Below are 19036 nucleotides of genomic sequence, written 5' to 3'. Positions count from 1 at the left end.
CCTCTCAGCGGTCCAACGCGCGGTCGAGATCCGCGAAGACGCGGTCGTAGGTCGCCGCGAGGCGGTCGAGGCGCGGCGTTAGGCCCTCGGCCGAGCGGCGATGGAACGCGCGGGCGAGCTGGAACTGGAAGGCCTTGACCTCGCGGCTCAGGTCCGCGGCGGCCGCGGCGGCAGGCCCGAATCCGCCGGCCTCCCGGGCCTCGAGCCACGTGAGATGGCTGGCGAGCATCTCGAAATTGCCGCCGAGCTGGCGCGTCGTGTTGAAGGCGTAGGCGTGGAACACGCTGAGCGGCCGGACGACCAGCTCCGCGGCCGTCGCCGCGAGGGTGTCGCGGAACGCCAGGACGGGGTTGCGCCGGGGCGCCCGGGCGCGATGCCGGACGAGCAGTTCGCGCGCGACCGCCGGCAGATCCGCCGGGCCGAGCGACGGTGCGACGGTCTTCACGAACTCGGCGTAGGGCGGCAGCGTCGCCGGCCCGAAGATCCCGGCGTAATCCTTTCCGGCGAGGCGGAAGCGACCCGCATTGTGCAGGTAATCGAGCTCCTGCGCGACCGGATCGATGGCCAGGATCCCGATCGTGGTCTTGCCGTGCTCGCGTCCGTAGGTGGTCCCCTGGGTATCCGGCAGGTAGATCGCGTCGACCTCGACCAGCACGGGCCGGCCGGCCGCGGCCTGGATCGCGGCGTGGTTCTCGAGGCCGCCGTAGACCGCGAGTTCCAGCACCTCCAGACCGTAGAGGCGCTCGATATCGCCGGTCGGCGGTTTGAAGAAGGTGAACTGGTCGCCCTCGAAATCCTGCCTCAGGGTGAAGCCCAGCATCGCCTCCGGCACGAGGCCGCGTCCGTGCAGGAACTCGATCCAGAGGTCGACGTAGCAGTTCGTCTCCGGCCAGTCGCGGCCGGAATCGTGGAGCGGGTGCGGGACGTAGGGTCCCGCGGCTCCGAGACCCTCCGGCAGGCGCAGCGCGGCGGTCACCGCCTTAACCCCACAGCTCGGAGCGCACGGCGGCCGGCCACGCGGCGAGATCGAGCCCGTGGTGGCGCAGGAGCGCCAGCGTGATCCGCTCCAGGCCGAAACCGACGCAGGCCGTGTGGGCGACCTCGCCGTCGGCCTGGCGCAGCTCCCAGGTGCTGCCGAAATGGTCTTGGTGATAGTTGAAGCTGAGGCAGGCCGTCGGCTTGTCGACGCTGTTGACCGGGACGTTCAGCTCGAACTTCAGTCCCTGCGCCCGCTGGTTGTTGGCGAGCATCCGGCCGGCGCGGCCGAAGAACGGGTCGTTGGCCGCGTCGATCGCGAGGGGGAGACCGAGGGCGCGGATCATGGCCGTGCCGCGCTCGAGCCAGGCTTCGCGGAAGGCCAGGACCTGCTCGGGGCTGCCCATGCGCACGTATTCGCGCATCCGGAACAGCTGCATCCGGGTCGGCTCGAGCGAGGGCTCGCGCCGGAAGCAGTAGGATTGCAGGTCGAACAGGCGGCCCTCGGCCGGCAGCGCGCCCCGCGCGGCGGCGACCGGGTAGACCGGGTAGCAGGCCGCGGGCGTCAGCACGATGTCGGTGGCCTCCTGCTGCCCGGTCCAGTCGGTCCCGGCTTCGAGGCAGGCGAGGATCTCGGCGTGGCCGCGCGCGTCGCCGCAGAAGCTGTGTACGGTGCCGGCGAGGTTCGGGAAGCCCTTCAGGTAGCCGCTGCGCTCGAAGGCCGGGCGGCTCATGGCCGGCGGGAAGCGCAGCACTTCGGCCTCCTCGGCGGCTCCGAGTCGCGTGATCATCCGGTCGAGGGCGTCGACAACGCTCTCGAATCCGCCGCTGCGGCCGTAGAGGCCGTCGACGCCGGTTCGGACGAGCAGGCCGTGGTCGAACAGGCGGTCGAGGAAGGTGGGACCGCCGGCCGGCTCGTCCTCGAGCACGACGTCGCCGGGGGGAGAGGAGATCGATTCCATCACGCGCTCATGAGCTGGCCGCTGCCCTTCTGCACGAGCAGGAGCTTGGCGGTGTTGGCGAGGATGCGGTCATTGCCGATCATCAGCGGCGCGGAGAGGACGTCGCGCAGCGGCCGGCCCAGGCTGAAGGGCGTGTCGTTGCGGTAGCCGGCGAGGCCGACGATCGCGAGCGCCCGCCGGACGATGTCGACCGCCATGTCGGAGACGGTGATCTTCAGGTTGTTGAGCATCACGCAGAAGCCGACGGAGCCGATCGTGTCGGCGTCGCCGTGCGCGTCCTCGAAGCGGCGCAGGGCCGACACGATGGTGCCGCGCATGGCCTGATGCGCGCTGGAGACCTCAGCGAGGCGCGTCGCGGTCGGCGGCACCTGCCCGGGCCGGCGCCGCGCCTCGGCCTGCACGAAGGCGCGGGCGCGGTCGACCGCGTAGGTCGCGATCCCGTACCAGACGCTGCTCCACAGGAGGTGCGATGAGGCCAGCATCGACTGGGCGGCGATCTCCGCGAACGGCTTCGGGAGGATCTGCTCGACCGGGACATTCCGCGCCTCCAGGCGGAAGCCGTCGCTGCAGGTCCCGCGCATCCCGAGCGTGTCCCAGTCGCCCGTTCGCGCGAGGGAGATCTGGTCGGCCATCAGCGCGACGAGGACCTGATCGGACGTCGCGGCGTCCGGATGGCGCCGGGCCGTGGCGAGGATCAGGTCGGCGTGGGCGCCGTAGGAGATGACCGACGCGTCCTTCCCGAGGGCGAACACCTCGCCGTTGGTCTCCACGGCGCAGAGGCTGTTGCGCAGGTCGCCGCCGATGCCCGCCTCCGTGGTCGAGGAGGCGACGAGCAGCTGCTCGCGCGCGATGCGCTCCATCAGGCGCCCGTGCCACGGGCTGTCGAGGCCGTGGGTCACGAGGCTGGACACCTTGATGTGGTGCATCGCGAAGACCATCGCGGCCGCGCTGCAGGCCTGCCCGAGCGTGCTGCACAGCTCGGCGATCTGCGTCAGCCCGGCGCCCTCGCCGCCGAACTGGCCGGGGATCTGGAGGCCGAGCAGCCGCTCGGACCTCATCGCGGCCACGGCCTCCTCGGGAAAGCGGCCTTCGCGGTCGACGGCGTCGGCGTGGCGGGCCGCGACCGCCGCGGCCCGCTCAGCGCGCGCGGCGAGCGTGCTCATGCGGCTTCCTGCTGGATCAGGGTGGAGACGGCCTCGCGGATCGCGCGGATCGACGAGAACGACTTGCGGTTCAGGAGCTCGTCGGGGAACTCGATGCTGAAACGCTCCTCGAGGCCCAGCATCAGCTGGACGGAACCGAACGAGTCCAGCCCGAGATCGAACAGGCTGTCATCCTCGGAGAGCTGGTCGACCTTCCCGGCGAAGGCTTCGTTCGCCCCGAGAATCTCACGGATGTCTTGAGCGATGTTCAAGGCGGAACTCCTTATTCCAGTTATCACGACGCTATTGAACGGATCGGCTCGGCGTCAAATTATCTATTGATTAATAGTAAATAGCGGTCCGTAGAGGGCGACACAGGGTTGCGCGCCGTGCAAACAGGAACCGGATGTGGCCGGCGGCCTACATTCGGCGGCGCCACCTTTACGATCACTTTCCAGCTCTTGCTTTCGTGATCGTCCGTCCAGAGATTTCGCGGATTTAGCAACTCATGCGTGTAAATGCCCCGCCTGATCTTAAATTCGAGACGCGGGCCATTTAGGACGTTTCCGGACTCGTCGTGACGCGGCGGGGCCATCTCGGCCATAAGGGCGCGACGTCGCCCGTCCCGGGCGGGCCCAGCGATCAGCCGGCGCGCGATGATCTACAACCTCCAAATTCTGCGCGCCGTCGCCTCGTACCTCGTCTTCCTCACGCATTTCGGCCTCTACATCGGCCCCGTGCTGCCGAGGCCGGATCTGTTCGCCTTCGGCGCGAGCGGGGTCGACGTGTTCTTCGTGCTCTCCGGGTTCATCATGTTCGTGAGCACGAGCGGGCGCCGCGAGAGCCCGGGCGAGTTCCTGCTCCGCCGCGCGTCGCGCGTTGTCCCGGTCTACTGGCTCGTCACGCTTGCCCTGGCGCTGATCGCGCTGACGGGCCTGAAGCCCATCGGGATCGTGGAGATCCGGCCGGATTACGTCGTCCAGTCCCTGCTGTTCATGCCGTTCTCCCGCGGCGGCTTCGTCGAGCCGCTGAACTCCGTGGGCTGGACACTCAATTACGAGATGTTCTTCTACGTGGTCTTCGCGGGGCTGCTCATGGTGCCGAGACCCGCCTTCCGGGCGCTCGGTGCGGCCGCGATCTTCCTGGCGCTGATCCTGCTCGGATTGCTGCCCGCGTCGAATCTCTACTGGGCGTACTACACGAAGCCGATCCTGATCGAGTTCGCCGCCGGCATCGGGCTGGGATACGCCTACCTGCGGCTCCGGGCGCCGGCCGCGGGCTTCCCGGTCCGGCGCGTGGCGTGCGCGGCCGTCGCGGCCGCTCTTCTGCTCATCCTCGGCGGCCAGATCGTGACCGACGCGCTCGGCGTCAGCCCCGAGCTGTCCGGCTTCGCGCGCCCGCTGATCTGGGGGTCAGCGGCCGTCCTGATCGTCGGTGCGATGCTGCTGCTGGAGCAGGGCGGCATCGCCCTGAAGTCGCGCTGGCTGCTGTCGCAGGGCAATGCCAGCTATTCCTTCTACCTGGTCCACAACCTGCTGCTGCACAGCGCCGCCAAGATCGCGGCGCTCGTCGTCGCGCCCGGCTTCGCGCGCGCCGCCCTGATCTTCGCGATCGCGTTCCCGGCGGCGGTCGCCGCCGGCGAACTGCTGTTCCGGTATGTCGAGACGCCGGTGATCGCGGCCCTGCGGCGCCGGCTCGACCGGCGGCCCTCGCCCGATCCCCTGCCCGTTCCGGCCGCTTCCTAGGCCGCGCAGCCGGGCCCCCGCCGCCGGTGTGCCGACCCGGCGCAGCGAGCACCCACGGGGAGTCATGCCGAAGATTGCAGGTCTGAGAACACCCTTCGCATAACGTTAATTATTGGCAAAAATTAAGTTTACACGCCGCGTCTCGCGTCTAAACAGGCCCTATTTTCGACTGTTGCTGCGGCGGTGACCCCTTTTTTACAGATCACGCTGCTATTACCCTCTCGTGTGTGCCTTGGCCCGCTGTCACCGGCGGGACCGGCGGGACGGAATGCATGGTCCAGCGTCCGGCGCACCGACGAGGAAGCTGTGATGCGTGTCGCGATCGTTCACGACTGGTTGTACATCGTCGGTGGCGCCGAGCGTGTCCTCGAGCAGCTGCTGCGGATCTATCCGGACGCGGATGTCTTCGCGCTCTTCGACTTCTTGCCCGAAGCGGACCGGGCGCGGCTGGGCTACACCCAGGCGCATACGAGCTTCATCCAGCGCATGCCCTTCGCGCGGACGCGGCACCGCAACTACCTGCCGCTGATGCCGCTCGCGATCGAGCAGTTCGACCTGTCGGCCTACGATCTCGTCATCTCGAGCAGCTACGCGGTGGCGAAGGGCGTCCTCACCGGGCCCGACCAGCTCCACGTCTCCTACATCCACTCGCCCATGCGCTACGCCTGGGACATGCAGCACACCTACCTGCGGGAGAGCGGCTGCGACGCGGGCATGAAGAGCGTGCTCGCTCGGCTGATCCTGCACCGGATGCGCGTCTGGGATTATCGCACGGCGGCCGGTCCCAACGCGATCGTGGCCAACTCCGCTTTCGTCGCCCGCCGCATCCACAAGGTCTACGGCCGCACCGCCGAGGTCATCCACCCGCCGATCACGCTGCCGAGCCAGCGGTATGACGGGGCGCGCGGCAACCACTTCCTCGTAGCCAGCCGGCTGGTGCCGTACAAGAACGTCGAGGCGGTGATCCGCGCGTTCGCGCTGCTCCCCGACCTCGAACTCGTGGTGGCGGGCACCGGGCCCGATGCCGCGCGGCTGCGCGAGATCGCGGGGCCGAACGTGTCGTTCTCCGGCTTCGTGCCCGACGCGGAGCTGCGCCACCTCATGGCCACGGCCCGCGCCTTCATCTTCGCGGCCGAGGAGGATTTCGGGATCATCGTGGTCGAGGCCACGTCGGAGGGCACGCCGGTCCTCGCGCTGGGCCGCGGGGGCGCCCGCGAGACGGTCCAGACCCGCGGCCCGCAGCGCACCGGGATGTTCTTCGACACGCCCGAGCCCGTGGCGATCGCCGAGTGCGTCCAGCGCTTCCTGCTGCAGGAGAGCCACTTCACCCGCGAGGCCTGCTGGGCGCAGGCCGAGCAGTTCTCGGCCGAGCTGTTCCGCAGCCGGTTCTCGACCTTCGTCGACGACCAGATGGCGATGCACCGGGCCGCCTGCGAGACGCGCCCGCGGATCCTGCCGCGCCTCGAAGCCGTCGGCTGAGGACGCGCCGCATGTCCTTCCTGACTGTCGATCTGGACGACCGGACGCCGGTTCGCGCCCTCGCCCAGGAGCCAACGCGCGGCGGTCCGCTGGCCGCGGCCCTCGCCCGGATCTGGCAGCGCCGCTACCTGTTCGCGGCGGTGTTCGCCAGCGTCCTCGGCCTCGCCGTGACCGCCCTGCTGATGATCCAGCGGCAATACGTGGCGAGCGGCTCGGTCATCGTGGCCGAGGCGGAACCGGGCGCCAACAACGCCTCGATGGCCTGGATCCAGAAGATCGGCGACCCGGCCGACATCGAGAGCCAGATCCTGGTGATCCGCTCGCCGCGGCTCCTGCGCCTCGCGATCGACGACAACCTCGTCGCCGCGGTGCTGGCCGAGTGCCGCTACGCGGCCTCGGGCGGGCATCCCGACCGGATCAGCGAGAAGAAGGACGCCGCCTGCACGAAGCTCACGACCGACCGCAACGCGCTCGTCGAGTACCTGCAGAAGCGCTACACGGTCCTGAGCTCCGGCCGCTCGCGCATCATCACCATCGGCTACAAGTCGCCGCTGCCCGAGACGGCGCAGACGATGGCCAACGGCCTGATCAACGCCTTCCTGGACGACCAGCGCGAGGCGCAGGCCTCGAGCCGCAAGGCCGCGGCCGACTGGCTGCACACCGAGATCAGCCAGCTGGACGCCTCGATCCGGGCCGACGAGACCCGCATCCAGACCTTCCGGCGCCGCAAGGGCCTGCTGAAGGGCTCGCTCGCCCCGATCAGCGCGGAGCGGCTCACCAGCATCAGCCAGCAGCTCGCCGCGTCCGAGACCGCCAAGGCGGACGCGGCCGCGCGGCTCTCCGAGATCGAGGCCAAGGGCGCCCGCGGCGCCGACAGCGCCCCGGCCGTCCTGGCAAGCCCGACCATCGTCTCGCTGAAGCAGCAGCTCAGCGGCGTCAGCGCGCAGCTCGCCAACCAGAGCACCCTGCTGGGCGCGAACCACCCGGTGATCCGGGCGCTCGAGACCGAGCAGGCGAGCCTGCGCGCGCGGATCGAGCAGGAGATCGGCAACGTCGCCAAGGGCCTGCGCAAGTCCTACGAGGCTTCGAACGCCCTGGCCAAGTCGCTGCGCGCCCAGCTCGAGACGGCGAAGACCGACGCCGCCGCCGCCATGGACGACGAGGCGTCGATCGAGGGCATGGTGCGCAACGCCGAGATCAAGCGCACCCGCTACGCCGATCTGGTCAAGCGGGCGGGCGAGCTGGAGACCGAGCGGCGCATCCTCACCGGCAGCACGCGGCTCGTCAGCCTAGCCGAGCTGCCGCAGGAGCCGTTCTCGCCCAAGGCCGTGCCGTTCCTGGCGGGCGGCATCGTGCTGGCGGGCGTGCTCGCGGCCGCCGCCGCGCTGCTGCGCGACTACACCGACCGGCGCGTGCGCACCTCGGCGCAGCTCATGGCCGGCACCGGCGCCCCGGTCTTCGCGCAGCTGCCGAGCCTCGAGCCCACCGGCCTCGTCGGCCGCTTCTCCGAGCGGCAGCGCGAGCTCGACCTCGCGGAGGCCCTGGCGCGGGCGCGGGTCGACCCGGTGATGCAGAACGTCCTGCGCAACCTGCACGCCCATCTCGTGCTGGCGGGCGACGGCAAGTCCCGCGTCATCCTGGTGACGTCGGCGAAGCCGCGGGAGGGCAAGTCGTTCACGGCCTTCGCGCTGGCCGGCATCGGCGCCGCGAGCGGCCGCCGGGTGCTGGTGGTCGAGTGCGACCTGCGGCGCCCGAACTTCGAGGCCTCCCTCGGGCTCGGCCGCGGCCCCGGCCTCGGCGGCGTGCTCCGCGGCGAGATCGACCCGGCCGACGCGGTGGTCGAGGCCGGACGCTTCGACGTCATCCCCGCGGGAACGCCGACGGCCGACTCGACCGAGCTCCTGATGGGCGACCGGATGGCCGACTTCCTCAAGTGGAGCCGCCGCTACGACCTCGTCCTCCTGGACACCCCGCCGACCAGCCTCCTGATGGATGCGGCGATGCTGGCCCGCCACGTCGACGGCGTGCTCTGCTGCGCCCGCTACGGCCGCTCGCAGCTCTCCGACACGGTCGAGACCGTGGCGAACCTGCGCCGCGCCGGCGGACACGTCCTCGGGATCGCCATGACGATGGTCCGCCCGGGCCTCCAGTCGACCTACGACGTGATGCCGCTGCCCGATCCCCGCACGGCCGCGAGCGCGCGATGACCGAAGTGCTCCCCGCCGACGCGCTCGCGAAGCGCGGCCTCCTGGACCGGGCGCAGGCCGCGCGGTCCGTCGTCGCCGCGCGGCCGCGGGTTCTGTTCGTGAGCCATACCGGAACGATGTCCGGTGCCGAGCTGGTGCTCCGCGACGCAGTCCGGCCTTGGGCGGGCTCCAGCGCCTTCCTGTTCGAGGACGGCGCGCTGACCGCGGCCCTCCGCGACGCGGGTCTGGAGATCCGTCTCGCGCGCCGCCGGTCCGCCCTGGCAGGCCTTCGGCGGGACGTGTCACCGCTGAGCGCGCTACCGGTCCTGGGACAGCTCGGTTCCCTGGCGCTGGAGATCGCCCGATCGGCCCGGTCCTGCGACGTGGTCTACGCCAACTCGCAGAAGGCCTTCCTGCTCTCGTCTCTGGCCGCGCGCGCCGCCGGGCGCCCCCTGATCTGGCACCTCCATGACATCCTCGACGGGGCGCATTTCGGCCGGGCGCAGCGCATCCTGCAGATCCGGCTCGCCAATCTCTGCGCCGCCCGGGTGATCGTTCCCTCCGAGGCCGCCGCGCGGGCCTTCGTCCAGTCCGGCGGGCGCCGGTCGCTGATCCGCGTCGTGCCGAACGGCCTCGACGTCGATCCGGCACCCTGCTCCGCCGCCGTTCTGCGCGCGGAACTCGGCCTGCCGGACGGCCCCCTCGTCGGCGTCTTCAGCCGCCTCGCGCCCTGGAAGGGGCAGGACGTTCTGATCGAGGCGCTGGCGACCCTGTCCGGCCTCCGCTGCGTCGTGGTCGGGGCGCCGCTCTTCGGCGAGGATGCCTACGCGGCGCACCTGCGCGACCTCGCGGCGCGGCGCGGCCTCTCGGACCGGGTGCTGTTCCTCGGACAGCGCGACGACGTCCCCCGGCTGATGCAGGCGGTCGACGCGGTCGTGCACCCCTCGGTCGATCCCGAACCGTTCGGTCGCACCCTGGTCGAGGCGATGCTGGTCGGCGTGCCGGTGATCGCCACCGACGCCGGCGCCTCCGCCGAGATCCTCGACGGCGGCGCGGCCGGGACGCTGGTGCCGCCGCGTCGGCCGGATCGACTCGCGGCGGCCCTGTCGGCGCTGTTCGCCGATCCCGGCGCCTTCAGGGCGCGCGCCGCGCTCGCGCGCGGGCGGGCGCTGTCCCGCTACGGCGCGGAGCGCATGCAGCGCGATCTCGCCGACATCATCCTCCAGGTCGCCGGCCGGGCCTGACGGGCCGGCGATCCCCCTTCCTATTCGGAGCCGCCAGACCCGCCATGCCGCGCGTCCTCGTCAACATGCCGAGCCAGCATGCCGGTCGGCCGTCGGGCGTCGCGCTCGTCGCCTTCCGGGTGATCGCCGGCCTAGTCGCGCGCGGCACCTTCGCGGTGGTGCTCCGCTCCCCGTGGCGCCGCGACCAGCTGCCGGCGTCGATCCGCGACCGCGTCGAGGTCGTGACGGTGCCGCGGCCGCGGATCATGCTGCTCGACGTCCTGCGCCAGTGCCTCGCCGTCCCGCGGCTGTGCCGCGCCCGCGGCATCGACGTGGTGCTGAACATCGACCCGTACGGGGCGGCCTTCGGCGGACGCGCCCGCGTCAGCGTGGTGCACGACCTCTATTTCCGCACCCTGCCCGAGCGCATCCGTTCCCGCGAGGCCCTGACCACCGACCAGATCTTCCGCCTGGTCCTCGGCAACAGCACCCGGGTAATCGCCGTCTCGGAGGCGACACGGCGCGATCTGGAGTACCATTATCCGCAGCTCCGCGGCCGGACGCGGACCGTGCCGTCCGCGGCCATGCTGGACCCATCAGTGGCTTGTTCCGTCGTCGAAGTCCCGGCGGGGCCGTACGTGCTGGCCGTCGGCAACGCCCTCTACAACAAGAACTTCGCGACCCTCGCGCGCGCCGTGGTCGCGCTCGGGAGGCCGGGGATCGGGATCGTCCACGTCGGCGAGGATTCCGACGAGGCCGTCGCCGCCGCACTCGGCGACGCGCCGGTCCCCCTAACCCGCCTGTCGGGCATCGGCGACGACAGGCTGGCGGCCCTCTATCGCGGCGCGCTGTGCCTGTGCGTCCCGTCCTTCGCCGAGGGATTCTGCCTGCCCGTTCTGGAGGCGCAGGCCCTCGACTGTCCGGTGATCTGCTCGGACCGCTCCGCGACGCCCGAGATCGCGGGAGCCGGCGCCCTCACCTTCGATCCCGACGACGCGGCGGCGCTGACCGAATGCCTGCGCCGCCTGCTCGACGAGTCGGGACTCAGGGCCGCGCTGATCGCCCGCGGCCGCGACAATGTCCGGCGCTACGACTGGGCCGAGACCGCGCGCCGCTACGAGACACTGCTGCTCGACGCGCTGCAAGACGGCGCGGCGGCGCGTTCCGCCCGGGAGGAGCCGCATGCGCATCCTGCACCTTAGCTCGCTCTACGCGCCCGAGCAGGTCGGCGGCGCCGAACTGATGGTCGAGACGCTCGCCCGGACCCAGGCGGATCTCGGCCACAGCGTCGCCGTTGCCTGCGCGGCGCGGACCGAAGGCGGACCGGTCCTGCAGGACGGCGTCACGGTTTACCGGATCGGCTACGGGACGCCGTTCCACATCCTCGATTGGCCGCAGCGCGGGCGGGTCGAGCGCCTCCGCTACAAGGTCGCGGCGCAGTGGAACCGCCACGCCGTCGACCGGATGGCGCGGGCGGTCCGGGACTTCGCCCCCGACCTCGTGAACACGCATTCCATCTCCGAGCTACCGCCGGCGCTCTGGCCGATGCTGCGGCGGCTCGGGGTACCGGTCGTGCACACGCTGCACGACTTCACCAGCCTCTGCACCAACGGCGCGATGGTGCGCCACGGGCGTCCCTGCGCCCGGCAGCATCTCAAGTGCCGCCTCTACGCCGCGCCGCACCGGCGCTTCCAGCGCGCCGTGACGGCCGTCGCCGCCGTGGGCTCGGACATCCTCGACCGCCACCTCGCGGCCGGCCTCTTCACCCACGTGCCGCCGGCGCTGCGCCGGGTGATCTGGAACCCGATCCCGCCCGGCTCGCCGGTGACGCGGGCGAACCGGGCGCCGGGCGCGCCGGTCCGGTTCGGCTATCTGGGCCGGATCGAGGGTGCGAAGGGACTCGATGTCCTCCTCGACGCCTGCCGGCGCCTGCCGGAGGCGGGCTGGCGCCTCGCTGTTGCGGGCCGTGCCGTGGACGGACTGGACCGCTACCGAGCCCTGGCCGAGGGCCTGCCCGTGACCTTCCCGGGCTACGCCGAGCGCGACGCCTTCCTGGACGATCTCGACTGCCTCGTGGTCCCGCCGATCTGGCCCGAGCCTTTCGGCCGGACGGTGGCAGAGGCCTACGGGCGCGGCGTCCCGGTGATCGGCACCGCGACCGGCGGCATCGGCGAGCAGGTCGGGTCCGGCCCCTGGCTGGTCCCGCCCGGCGACGCGCCGGCGCTCGCCGCCGCGATGGCCCGGATCATCGCGGAGCCGGCCCGTCTCGCCGAGGGGCTCGCCCGCGCCGCACGCATTCGCGCTGGCACCGATCCGGTCGCTGTGGCGACCGCCTATCTCGATCTCTACGCCGCGACCCGCGACGCGGCCTCCATCGAACCGCTTTCCGAGCCTTCCGCCCGCGCGGAGCGCCCGCACCTCAGCGAGTGCCGTTCATGATGACCCCCACCCTGTCGTCGAGCTACGCCCGGGTCCTCTCGGAGGAACCCCGCGCCCAGGACCGGAACCGCCCGAGGGATCAGGCGGCCGCGCGCGCGGTGACCGGCCCCCTGCGGATCCTGCATCTCAGCGCCCTCTACCCGCCCTACATCGTGGGCGGCGCCGAGCGCTCGGTGGAGCACCTCGCCGAGGAACTCGTCGCGGCCGGCCACACGGTGGCGGCGGCCTGCATCGCCCGGGAGCCCGAGCCCAAGAGCGTGCGCGGCGGCGTCACCGTCTACCGCATGGCCCACCATAACGATTTCTGGCTCGAGGACTGGCCCCAGGCAAGCCGCTTCGGCCGCGCCTGGGCGAAGCTCAAGCAGCAGTGGAATTTCGCCGTCGCGGCCGAGTTCGGCCGCGTCCTCGACGATTTCCGGCCCGACATCGTGAACACGCACTCGCTGCTCGACGTCTCGACTCTCGTCTGGCGCGAGGCGGCCAAGCGCGGGATCCCGATCGTCCACACGGTCTGCGAGTACGACCTGATCTGCGGCAACGCCGCGATGTTCAGGGACGGCAAGCCGTGCGACCGCTGGCACCTGGGCTGCAAGGTGGTCAACGCCGCCAAGCAGATCACGAACCGGTCGGTCGACGCCGTCGTCAGCGTCGGGACTGAGATCCTCAAGACCCATGTCGACCACGGGTTGTTCGCGCATCTCGCGCCCGAGCGGCGCCGGGTGATCTTCTACTCCTGCACCGTCCCAGAGGGCGACCCGGAGGCCAGGCGCCGGATCGACCGGACCGGCCAGCCGATGACCTTCGGCTATCTCGGCCGGATCAACACCGAGAAGGGGGTCGGCACGATGATCGACGCCTTCCGGCGGATCGGTCCCGGCGATTGGCGCTGCCTCGTCGCCGGCCACGCGATGGACGACTCGATCGAGCGGTTCAAGGCGCAGGCCGAGGGCCTGCCCATCGACTTCGTTGGCTGGGCGAAACCCGCCGAGTTCCTCAGCGCGATCGACGTGCTCATCGTCCCGTCGTTCTGGGCCGAGCCGTCGCCGCGGACGATCTACGAGGCCTACACGATGGGCGTTCCGGTGATCGGGGCGGGCTCGGGCGGCATCCCCGAGCTGATCGGCGAGGACAACGCCGACTGGCTGTTCACGCCGGGCGACGACGCCGACCTCGCCGCACGGCTGCGGACCGTGATCGCCCGCGGCCGCGGTGACCTGCCGGACGAGCGCGCCTTCCAGCACGTCATCCGCGAATCGACCTCGATGCGCGTCGCCGAGAAGTACCTCGATCTCTACGCCGAACTCGTTGCCGAGCGTCGGGCGAGCCGCCCGTGAGCGCCGCCGCGCCGGTCCTGTCGGAGGCGGCCGCCGCCGAGGAGGAGCCGGGGCTCGCCTCCGGCGCCGCGGTGACGCGGCGCTCGTTCGACGCCGCGCGCTGGGTGGCGGTGGCCTCGGTCGGCAACGTGGTCCTCAGCTTCGGGGTGTTCCTCGTACTCGCCCGCCTCATCGGGCCCGCCGAGTTCGGGATGGTGGCGATCGCCGCGGTCTTCATCGACATCCTGCAGATCGTCGCCCGCTGCGGCCTGCCCGACGCGGTGGTCCAGCGCGCCGACCTCGACGAGGACTTCGCCGCCACCGCCTTCTGGGTGATGCTCGCCGCGGGCGTCCTGTGCGCCGTGGGCCTCGTGGCCCTGGCCGGCCCGATCGCCTGGATCTTCGACCTGCCGGCGCTGCGGCCGGTCCTGTGCGCGCTCTCCGCCTGTTTCGTCATCACCGCCGCGGGTGCGATCCACGAAGCGCGGCTCCAGCGGAGCTTCGGCTTCCGCAAGCTCGCCCTGCGGGCGCTCGGCGCCAACGTGCTCGGCGGCGCCGCGGCTCTCGTGTTGGCCCTCGACGGCTACGGCGTCTGGAGCCTGGTGGTGCAGCGGCTCGTCGCCGCGACCGCGACCACGCTCCTGACCTGGGCGGCGGCCCGCTGGATTCCGCCGATGCGGCTGCACCTCGCCTCCGTGCGCGAGCAGATCGCGTTCGGCTCGCGGCTGTTCTGCACCTATCTGCTGCTCGTCGCCTCGATCCGGAGCCAGGAAGTCATCGCGGCCTACTTCCTGTCCGCCACCGATGTCGGCTACCTGCGCCTCGCGTGGCGCTGCATCGACCTCGTGAGCCAGGTCGCGGTCATCCCGCTGACCACGGTCGGGCTGACCACCTACGCGCGCCTCCAGGACCGTCCGGGCGAGCTGGCCGCGGCCTTCCACGGATTCACCGAGGCCTCCGCGTTCCTAGCCGTGCCCGCCTTCTTCGGCATGGCGGCCGTCGCCCCGACCCTCATCCCGTTCCTGTTCGGCGACCAGTGGCACGACGCGGCGCCGGTACTGCGGACGCTCGCGCTCCTCGCCCCGGAATTCGTCGCCACCTCGATGCTGTGGATGATCTTCACGGCCCTGGGCCGCAACGGCACGGCCCTGCGGCTCGCCGGCGCGCAGTTCGGCCTCGGCGCCGCGGCGGCCCTCGTCACCGCGCCCTTCGGCCTCGCCGCCCTGGTCGCCGGGCATGTGGTGAGGGCCTACCTGTTCACGCCCGCGATCGTCGCCAGCGTCGGGCGCGTCGTCCCGGTCACGAACGGGCGGCTCGTGCGGCTCCTCGCGCCGATCACGCTCTGCGCCGGCGCGATGGCCGGGCTGGTGCTGTTCGTCCAGGGTCCGGTCCACGCCGCCCTCGGGGACCGGGTCGGCCTGTTCGCGGCGGTCGGAATCGGGATCGCGGCCTATCTGGGCCTGGCCTGGATCTTCATGCGCGGCACGCTCCGCACGGCCGTCGGCCTGTTCCTGAGACGCCCCGCCTGATCTGCACCCTCCGCCAACCTTTGTGGGCGACACTGCCCGCTAGAGGCCGCGGCCGGCGGAGGGTTCATCGGCGGCCGATGCGCGGGGACGGTGCAGGGTGATGGCGGGACAGGCGTTGCCGATCGAGACGCGCGCGCCGGCCGCGTCCCTCCTCGCGGACCGCTTCGCCGTGTTCCTGCTCGGCGCCGCCCTGAACTTCAACGTCCTGACCTCGACCTTCGGGCTGCCGTTCCAGCGCCTGTCCGACCTGCTGCCGTTCCTGCTCATCCCCTGGTTGGGCCTGCGCCGCGCCGTCGTGGCGGAGGCACTGCGGCAGGCCGCGCCCCTCGCCGGCATCCTGGCGCTGATCGCGGCCTCGTTGGTGCTGAAGGCGCACAAGCAGGCGGGCGACGTCTACCTGACCCTCGTCCTGCTGCTCTACGTGGTCCAGGCGTTCATCCTGCTGGTGATGTTCCGCGACCGGCGCGTCGAGGACGCATTCTGCGTCGGCCTGCTCGCCGGAATGCTCGCCTCCCTCGCGGTCCTGCTACTCGCCGCCTCCGGCATGCCGCTCGACCGGTTCGGACTCGCCGTTCCCACGGACGGGCTCGACGAGGAGCTGAAGCTGTTCGTGCAGGACAAGCAGGGCGGCCTCTGGGCCTCGGGCAACGAGACCGGCCACGTCTTCGCCCTGGCCGGGGCCGCGGCCCTGCTGCTCAGCCTGCGCTATCGCCTGAAGATCGTCTATCTCGCCTACTTCGCGGCCCTCCTGGCGAGCTTCCCGTTCACCAACAACCGCGCCGGCCTGTTCATGCCGATCCTGTTCCTCGGCCTGCTGATGCGGCGGAACCTCAAGGCGCCCGCGGTGCTGGCCGCGCTCGGCGTCCTGGGCGTCCTGCTCGTGGCCTGGGCGGTGACGGGGGAGATCCCGCTGCCGGGGACGCTGTCCCAGGCGATCGAGCGGCGCTTCGCCGAGGACCACAACGTCACGGGCAATTTCGACGAACGGTTCCTGTCCGGCGTGACCGCGCTCCAGCTGGTCCTCGAGTACCCGTTCGGCGTCGGCGAGGTCGCCCGCCGGGAGGAGCTGCAGGCCCTGACCGGGCTCGTGACACCACACAACGGCTTCGTGTCGCTGGCACTCCAGAGCGGCATCGCCGCGGCGCTGCTGCTCGTCGCCGGCCTCGGGCGGATCCTGCTGGCGCCCGCCGCCTTCGGGCCGTTCCTGACCTACAGCGCGGTGTTCCTGATCCCGTCGCTCATGTTCGAGGAACTGTCGGTCAACCAGTACTTCCTCTTCTTCATGGGCTTCGTCCTGGCATCCCTCGCGCTGCCGCCGGACCGCGCCCAATCGGCCCCGGTTTAGGGACCGCGCCGCCACGGATCGCGGCGCGGCCCGCGGGCTCAGCGCATGACGAAGGGGTTCTCCGGCGCGTCGCGGCTCGTGGAGATCCAGACGCTCTTGGTCTCCAGGTACTCGCGGATCGACTCGATGCCGCTCTCGCGGCCGATGCCCGAGCGCTTCATGCCGCCGAACGGCATCATGTAGCTCACCGCCCGGTAGGTGTTCACCCAGACGGTGCCGGCTCGCAGCCCCTTCGACATCCGCATCGCGCGGCCGATATCCTGGGTCCAGACGCCGGCCGCGAGCCCGTAGATCACGTCGTTGCCGACTCTCAGCGCCTCGGCCTCGTCTTCGAAGCCGATGATCGACAGCACCGGGCCGAACACCTCCTCCTGGGCGATGCGCATGTCGTTGGTGACGCCCGTGAAGATCGTCGGCTCGACGAACTGGCCGCCGAGCACGCCGGGACCGGAGGCGGGATTGCCGCCGAACACGCAGCGCGCGCCCTCGCTCTTGGCGAGCGCGATGTAGTCGAGCACCTTTGTGTACTGGGGCGGCGTCGTGATCGGCCCGATATTGGTGTCGGCCTGCATCGGGTCGCCGAGCTTGGCGGTCCGGGCGAGCTCGATCAGGCGCTCAGTGAATTCCTGGCGGATGCTGTTCTGCACCAGCAGGCGCGATCCGGCGATGCAGGTCTGCCCGGTGGCCGCGAAGATGCCCGAGATCGCGCCGGCGGCGGCGGCCTTCAGGTCGGCATCGGCGAAGACGATGTTGGGCGACTTCCCGCCGAGTTCCAGGGACACGCGCTTGATCTGGCGGGCGGCCGCCTCGTAGACCTTCGCGCCGGTGACGTCCGAGCCCGTGAAGGTGATCTTGGCGACGTCCGGATGCTCGACGATGGCGGTGCCGGCCTCGCCGCCGTAGCCGGTGACGACGTTGAACATGCCGTCGGGCAGCCCGGCCTCCTTGGTCAGGCGGGCGAATTCCAGCGTGCTGGCGGAGGCGAATTCCGAGGGCTTCACCACGACCGCGCAGCCGGCCGCGAGCGCGGGCGCGCATTTCCAGGCGACGAACAGGAGCGGCGAGTTCCACGCCGTCAGCGCTCCGACCACGCCCACCGGCTCGTGCCGGGTGAACGCGAAGGTCTCGGGCTTGTCGATCGGCACCTGGGCGCCCTCGACCTTGTCGGCGAGGCCCCCGTAGTACCACCACCATTCCGGCTGGTAGCGGGTCTGGCCGTACATCTCGGCGAAGAGCTTGCCGTTGTCGCGGACCTCGATCTTGGCCAGCGCCTCGGCCTCGCGCTCGACGAGATCGCCGATCCGGCGCAGGACCTTGCCGCGGGCCGAGGCCGTCATGGTCGCCCAGGGTCCGTCCCACATGGCGCGCTTGGCCGCGGCTACCGCCCGGTCGACGTCGGCCCGCCCGGCACGCGGGATCCGGGCCCAGGGCTCGCCGCGATAGGGGTCGATGGACTCGAACCACGAGCCCTCGACCGGATCGACGGACTGGCCGTCGATGTAGAGCTGGTAGGTCTTCACGGCGCGCCTCTCCGTCCGGGGATGCGCGCCATATGGACCCGGAGCCCGCCCGCGGCGAGCCCGACGGCTCAGGCGTTGGCGCTGAGGCGCTTGATGTCGGCGTCGACCATCTCGGTGATCAGCGCCTCCAGGCTGGTCTCGGCCTCCCAGCCGAAGGTCGCCTTGGCCTTGGCGGGGTTGCCCAGCAGCACCTCGACCTCCGCCGGGCGGAACAGCGCCGGGTCGACGATCAGGTGGTCGTCCACCTTCAGGCCGACATGCTTGAACGCGATCTCGCACATGTCCCGCACCGTCGTGGTCCGGCCGGTGGCGATCACGTAATCGTCCGGGCGGTCCTGCTGCAGCATCAGCCACATCGCCTTCACGTAGTCGCGGGCGTGGCCCCAGTCGCGCTTAGCGTCGATGTTGCCCAGCCGCAGCTCCCTCTGCTGGCCGAGCTTGATCCGCGCCACCGCGTCGGTGACCTTGCGGGTCACGAACTCGACGCCGCGCAGCGGGCTCTCGTGGTTGAACAGGATGCCGTTCGACGCGTGCAGCCCGAAGCTCTCGCGGTAGTTGATGGTCATCCAGTGCGCGTAGAGCTTGGCCACGCCGTAGGGCGAGCGCGGGTAGAACGGCGTCGACTCGCTCTGCTTGGCCTCCTGGATCAGGCCGAACATCTCCGAGGTCGAGGCCTGGTAGTAGCGCGCCTGGGGGGCCGCCGAGCGCAGGCATTCCAGCATGTGCACGGCGCCGAGGCCGGTCACCTGCCCGGTGAGCAGCGGCTGCTGCCAGGACGAGGTCACGAACGACTGGGCGGCGAGGTTGTAGATCTCGTCGGGCTTCGTGGCCTGGACGATGCGCAGCAGGGCGGACTGGTCGAGCAGGTTGCCGTCGACCAGCTCGACATCGTCGGTGATGCCGAGCCACTTCAACCGGTGGTCGAAGACGCCGGCATGGCTGGAGCGCCGCACGATGCCGGTGACGGCGTAGCCCTTCTGCAGGAGCAGCTGCGCCAGATACGCGCCGTCCTGGCCCGTCACACCCGTGATCAGCGCTCGCTTGGCCGTCATGAACCCGTCCCGTCCCGAAGATGCCCGGCTGCTACGACCGCAACGGGCCGCGCGTCAAGGCGATGTGTCGACATCAGTATTGCGCCAAGCAAGCGGAGCCGGAGCGGCACATCGCCAGACTAGCGT

General features: G+C 71.1%; 15 protein-coding genes. 9 read left to right on the top strand and 6 right to left on the bottom strand.

Annotated elements, in window-relative coordinates; genetic code table 11:
* Positions 1-4: 4 nt before the first annotated feature.
* The 4 genes from ACQKQD_RS04900 to ACQKQD_RS04885 are packed head-to-tail and all read right to left on the bottom strand — an operon-like array spanning position 5 to position 3345.
* On the bottom strand, positions 5-976 hold the full coding sequence (locus ACQKQD_RS04900) for a DUF1839 family protein (RefSeq protein WP_427507631.1): 972 nt from the start codon (positions 974-976) through the stop codon (positions 5-7).
* A 4-nt stretch (positions 977-980) separates the two neighbouring features.
* Positions 981-1937 (bottom strand): amino acid--[acyl-carrier-protein] ligase, encoded by a 957-nt coding sequence (locus ACQKQD_RS04895; RefSeq protein WP_427507630.1) that lies wholly within the window; start codon positions 1935-1937, stop codon positions 981-983.
* On the bottom strand, positions 1937-3100 hold the full coding sequence (locus tag ACQKQD_RS04890) for an acyl-CoA dehydrogenase family protein (protein ID WP_427507629.1): 1164 nt from the start codon (positions 3098-3100) through the stop codon (positions 1937-1939). The genes ACQKQD_RS04895 and ACQKQD_RS04890 overlap by 1 nt, the downstream gene beginning before the upstream one ends.
* Positions 3097-3345 (bottom strand): acyl carrier protein, encoded by a 249-nt coding sequence (locus ACQKQD_RS04885; RefSeq protein ID WP_427507769.1) that lies wholly within the window; start codon positions 3343-3345, stop codon positions 3097-3099. Before ACQKQD_RS04885 ends, ACQKQD_RS04890 begins: the two co-directional genes overlap by 4 nt.
* 390 nt (positions 3346-3735) lie before the next feature.
* Between ACQKQD_RS04885 and ACQKQD_RS04880 the strand changes: the two genes are divergently transcribed.
* From ACQKQD_RS04880 to ACQKQD_RS04840, 9 genes are all read left to right on the top strand, one after another.
* Positions 3736-4824: an acyltransferase family protein gene (locus tag ACQKQD_RS04880; RefSeq protein WP_427507628.1), complete on the top strand. Its 1089-nt coding sequence runs from the start codon at positions 3736-3738 to the stop codon at positions 4822-4824.
* A gap of 309 nt (positions 4825-5133) precedes the next feature.
* Positions 5134-6303 carry a glycosyltransferase gene (locus ACQKQD_RS04875; RefSeq protein ID WP_427507627.1) on the top strand — a complete coding sequence of 390 codons (1170 nt, stop codon included), beginning with the start codon at positions 5134-5136 and terminating at the stop codon, positions 6301-6303.
* An 11-nt stretch (positions 6304-6314) separates the two neighbouring features.
* Entirely contained in the window at positions 6315-8510 is a 2196-nt protein-coding gene (locus ACQKQD_RS04870) for a GumC family protein (protein ID WP_427507626.1), read from the top strand.
* Complete coding sequence (locus ACQKQD_RS04865) at positions 8507-9733, top strand: glycosyltransferase (RefSeq protein WP_170862904.1); 1227 nt, start codon at positions 8507-8509, stop codon at positions 9731-9733. The genes ACQKQD_RS04870 and ACQKQD_RS04865 overlap by 4 nt, the downstream gene beginning before the upstream one ends.
* 44 nt (positions 9734-9777) lie before the next feature.
* A complete protein-coding gene (locus tag ACQKQD_RS04860; RefSeq protein WP_427507625.1) occupies positions 9778-10914 on the top strand; it encodes a glycosyltransferase family 4 protein in 1137 nt (378 codons plus the stop codon).
* Positions 10895-12151 carry a glycosyltransferase family 4 protein gene (locus ACQKQD_RS04855; RefSeq protein ID WP_427507624.1) on the top strand — a complete coding sequence of 419 codons (1257 nt, stop codon included), beginning with the start codon at positions 10895-10897 and terminating at the stop codon, positions 12149-12151. The genes ACQKQD_RS04860 and ACQKQD_RS04855 overlap by 20 nt, the downstream gene beginning before the upstream one ends.
* A gap of 110 nt (positions 12152-12261) precedes the next feature.
* Positions 12262-13485, top strand: coding sequence for a glycosyltransferase family 4 protein (locus tag ACQKQD_RS04850; RefSeq protein WP_427507768.1), 1224 nt, complete (start codon positions 12262-12264; stop codon positions 13483-13485).
* Complete coding sequence (locus ACQKQD_RS04845) at positions 13482-14993, top strand: lipopolysaccharide biosynthesis protein (protein WP_427507623.1); 1512 nt, start codon at positions 13482-13484, stop codon at positions 14991-14993. The genes ACQKQD_RS04850 and ACQKQD_RS04845 overlap by 4 nt, the downstream gene beginning before the upstream one ends.
* Before the next feature lie 115 nt (positions 14994-15108).
* On the top strand, positions 15109-16338 hold the full coding sequence (locus tag ACQKQD_RS04840; RefSeq protein WP_244491763.1) for an O-antigen ligase family protein: 1230 nt from the start codon (positions 15109-15111) through the stop codon (positions 16336-16338).
* A gap of 38 nt (positions 16339-16376) precedes the next feature.
* Here ACQKQD_RS04840 and ACQKQD_RS04835 read toward each other — a convergent pair whose 3' ends face one another.
* Both ACQKQD_RS04835 and gmd read right to left on the bottom strand, forming a co-directional pair.
* Positions 16377-17858 (bottom strand): aldehyde dehydrogenase, encoded by a 1482-nt coding sequence (locus tag ACQKQD_RS04835; protein ID WP_091677877.1) that lies wholly within the window; start codon positions 17856-17858, stop codon positions 16377-16379.
* A gap of 68 nt (positions 17859-17926) precedes the next feature.
* Positions 17927-18910, bottom strand: coding sequence for a GDP-mannose 4,6-dehydratase (gene gmd, locus ACQKQD_RS04830; protein WP_091677880.1), 984 nt, complete (start codon positions 18908-18910; stop codon positions 17927-17929).
* Positions 18911-19036 lie beyond the last annotated feature (126 nt).

It is taken from the genome of Methylobacterium sp. NPDC080182 (genome assembly GCF_050281105.1).
GTDB lineage: Bacteria > Pseudomonadota > Alphaproteobacteria > Rhizobiales > Beijerinckiaceae > Methylobacterium.
The sequence above is the reverse complement of the archived record's forward strand: the minus strand, read 5'-3'. Positions and strand labels throughout refer to the sequence as shown.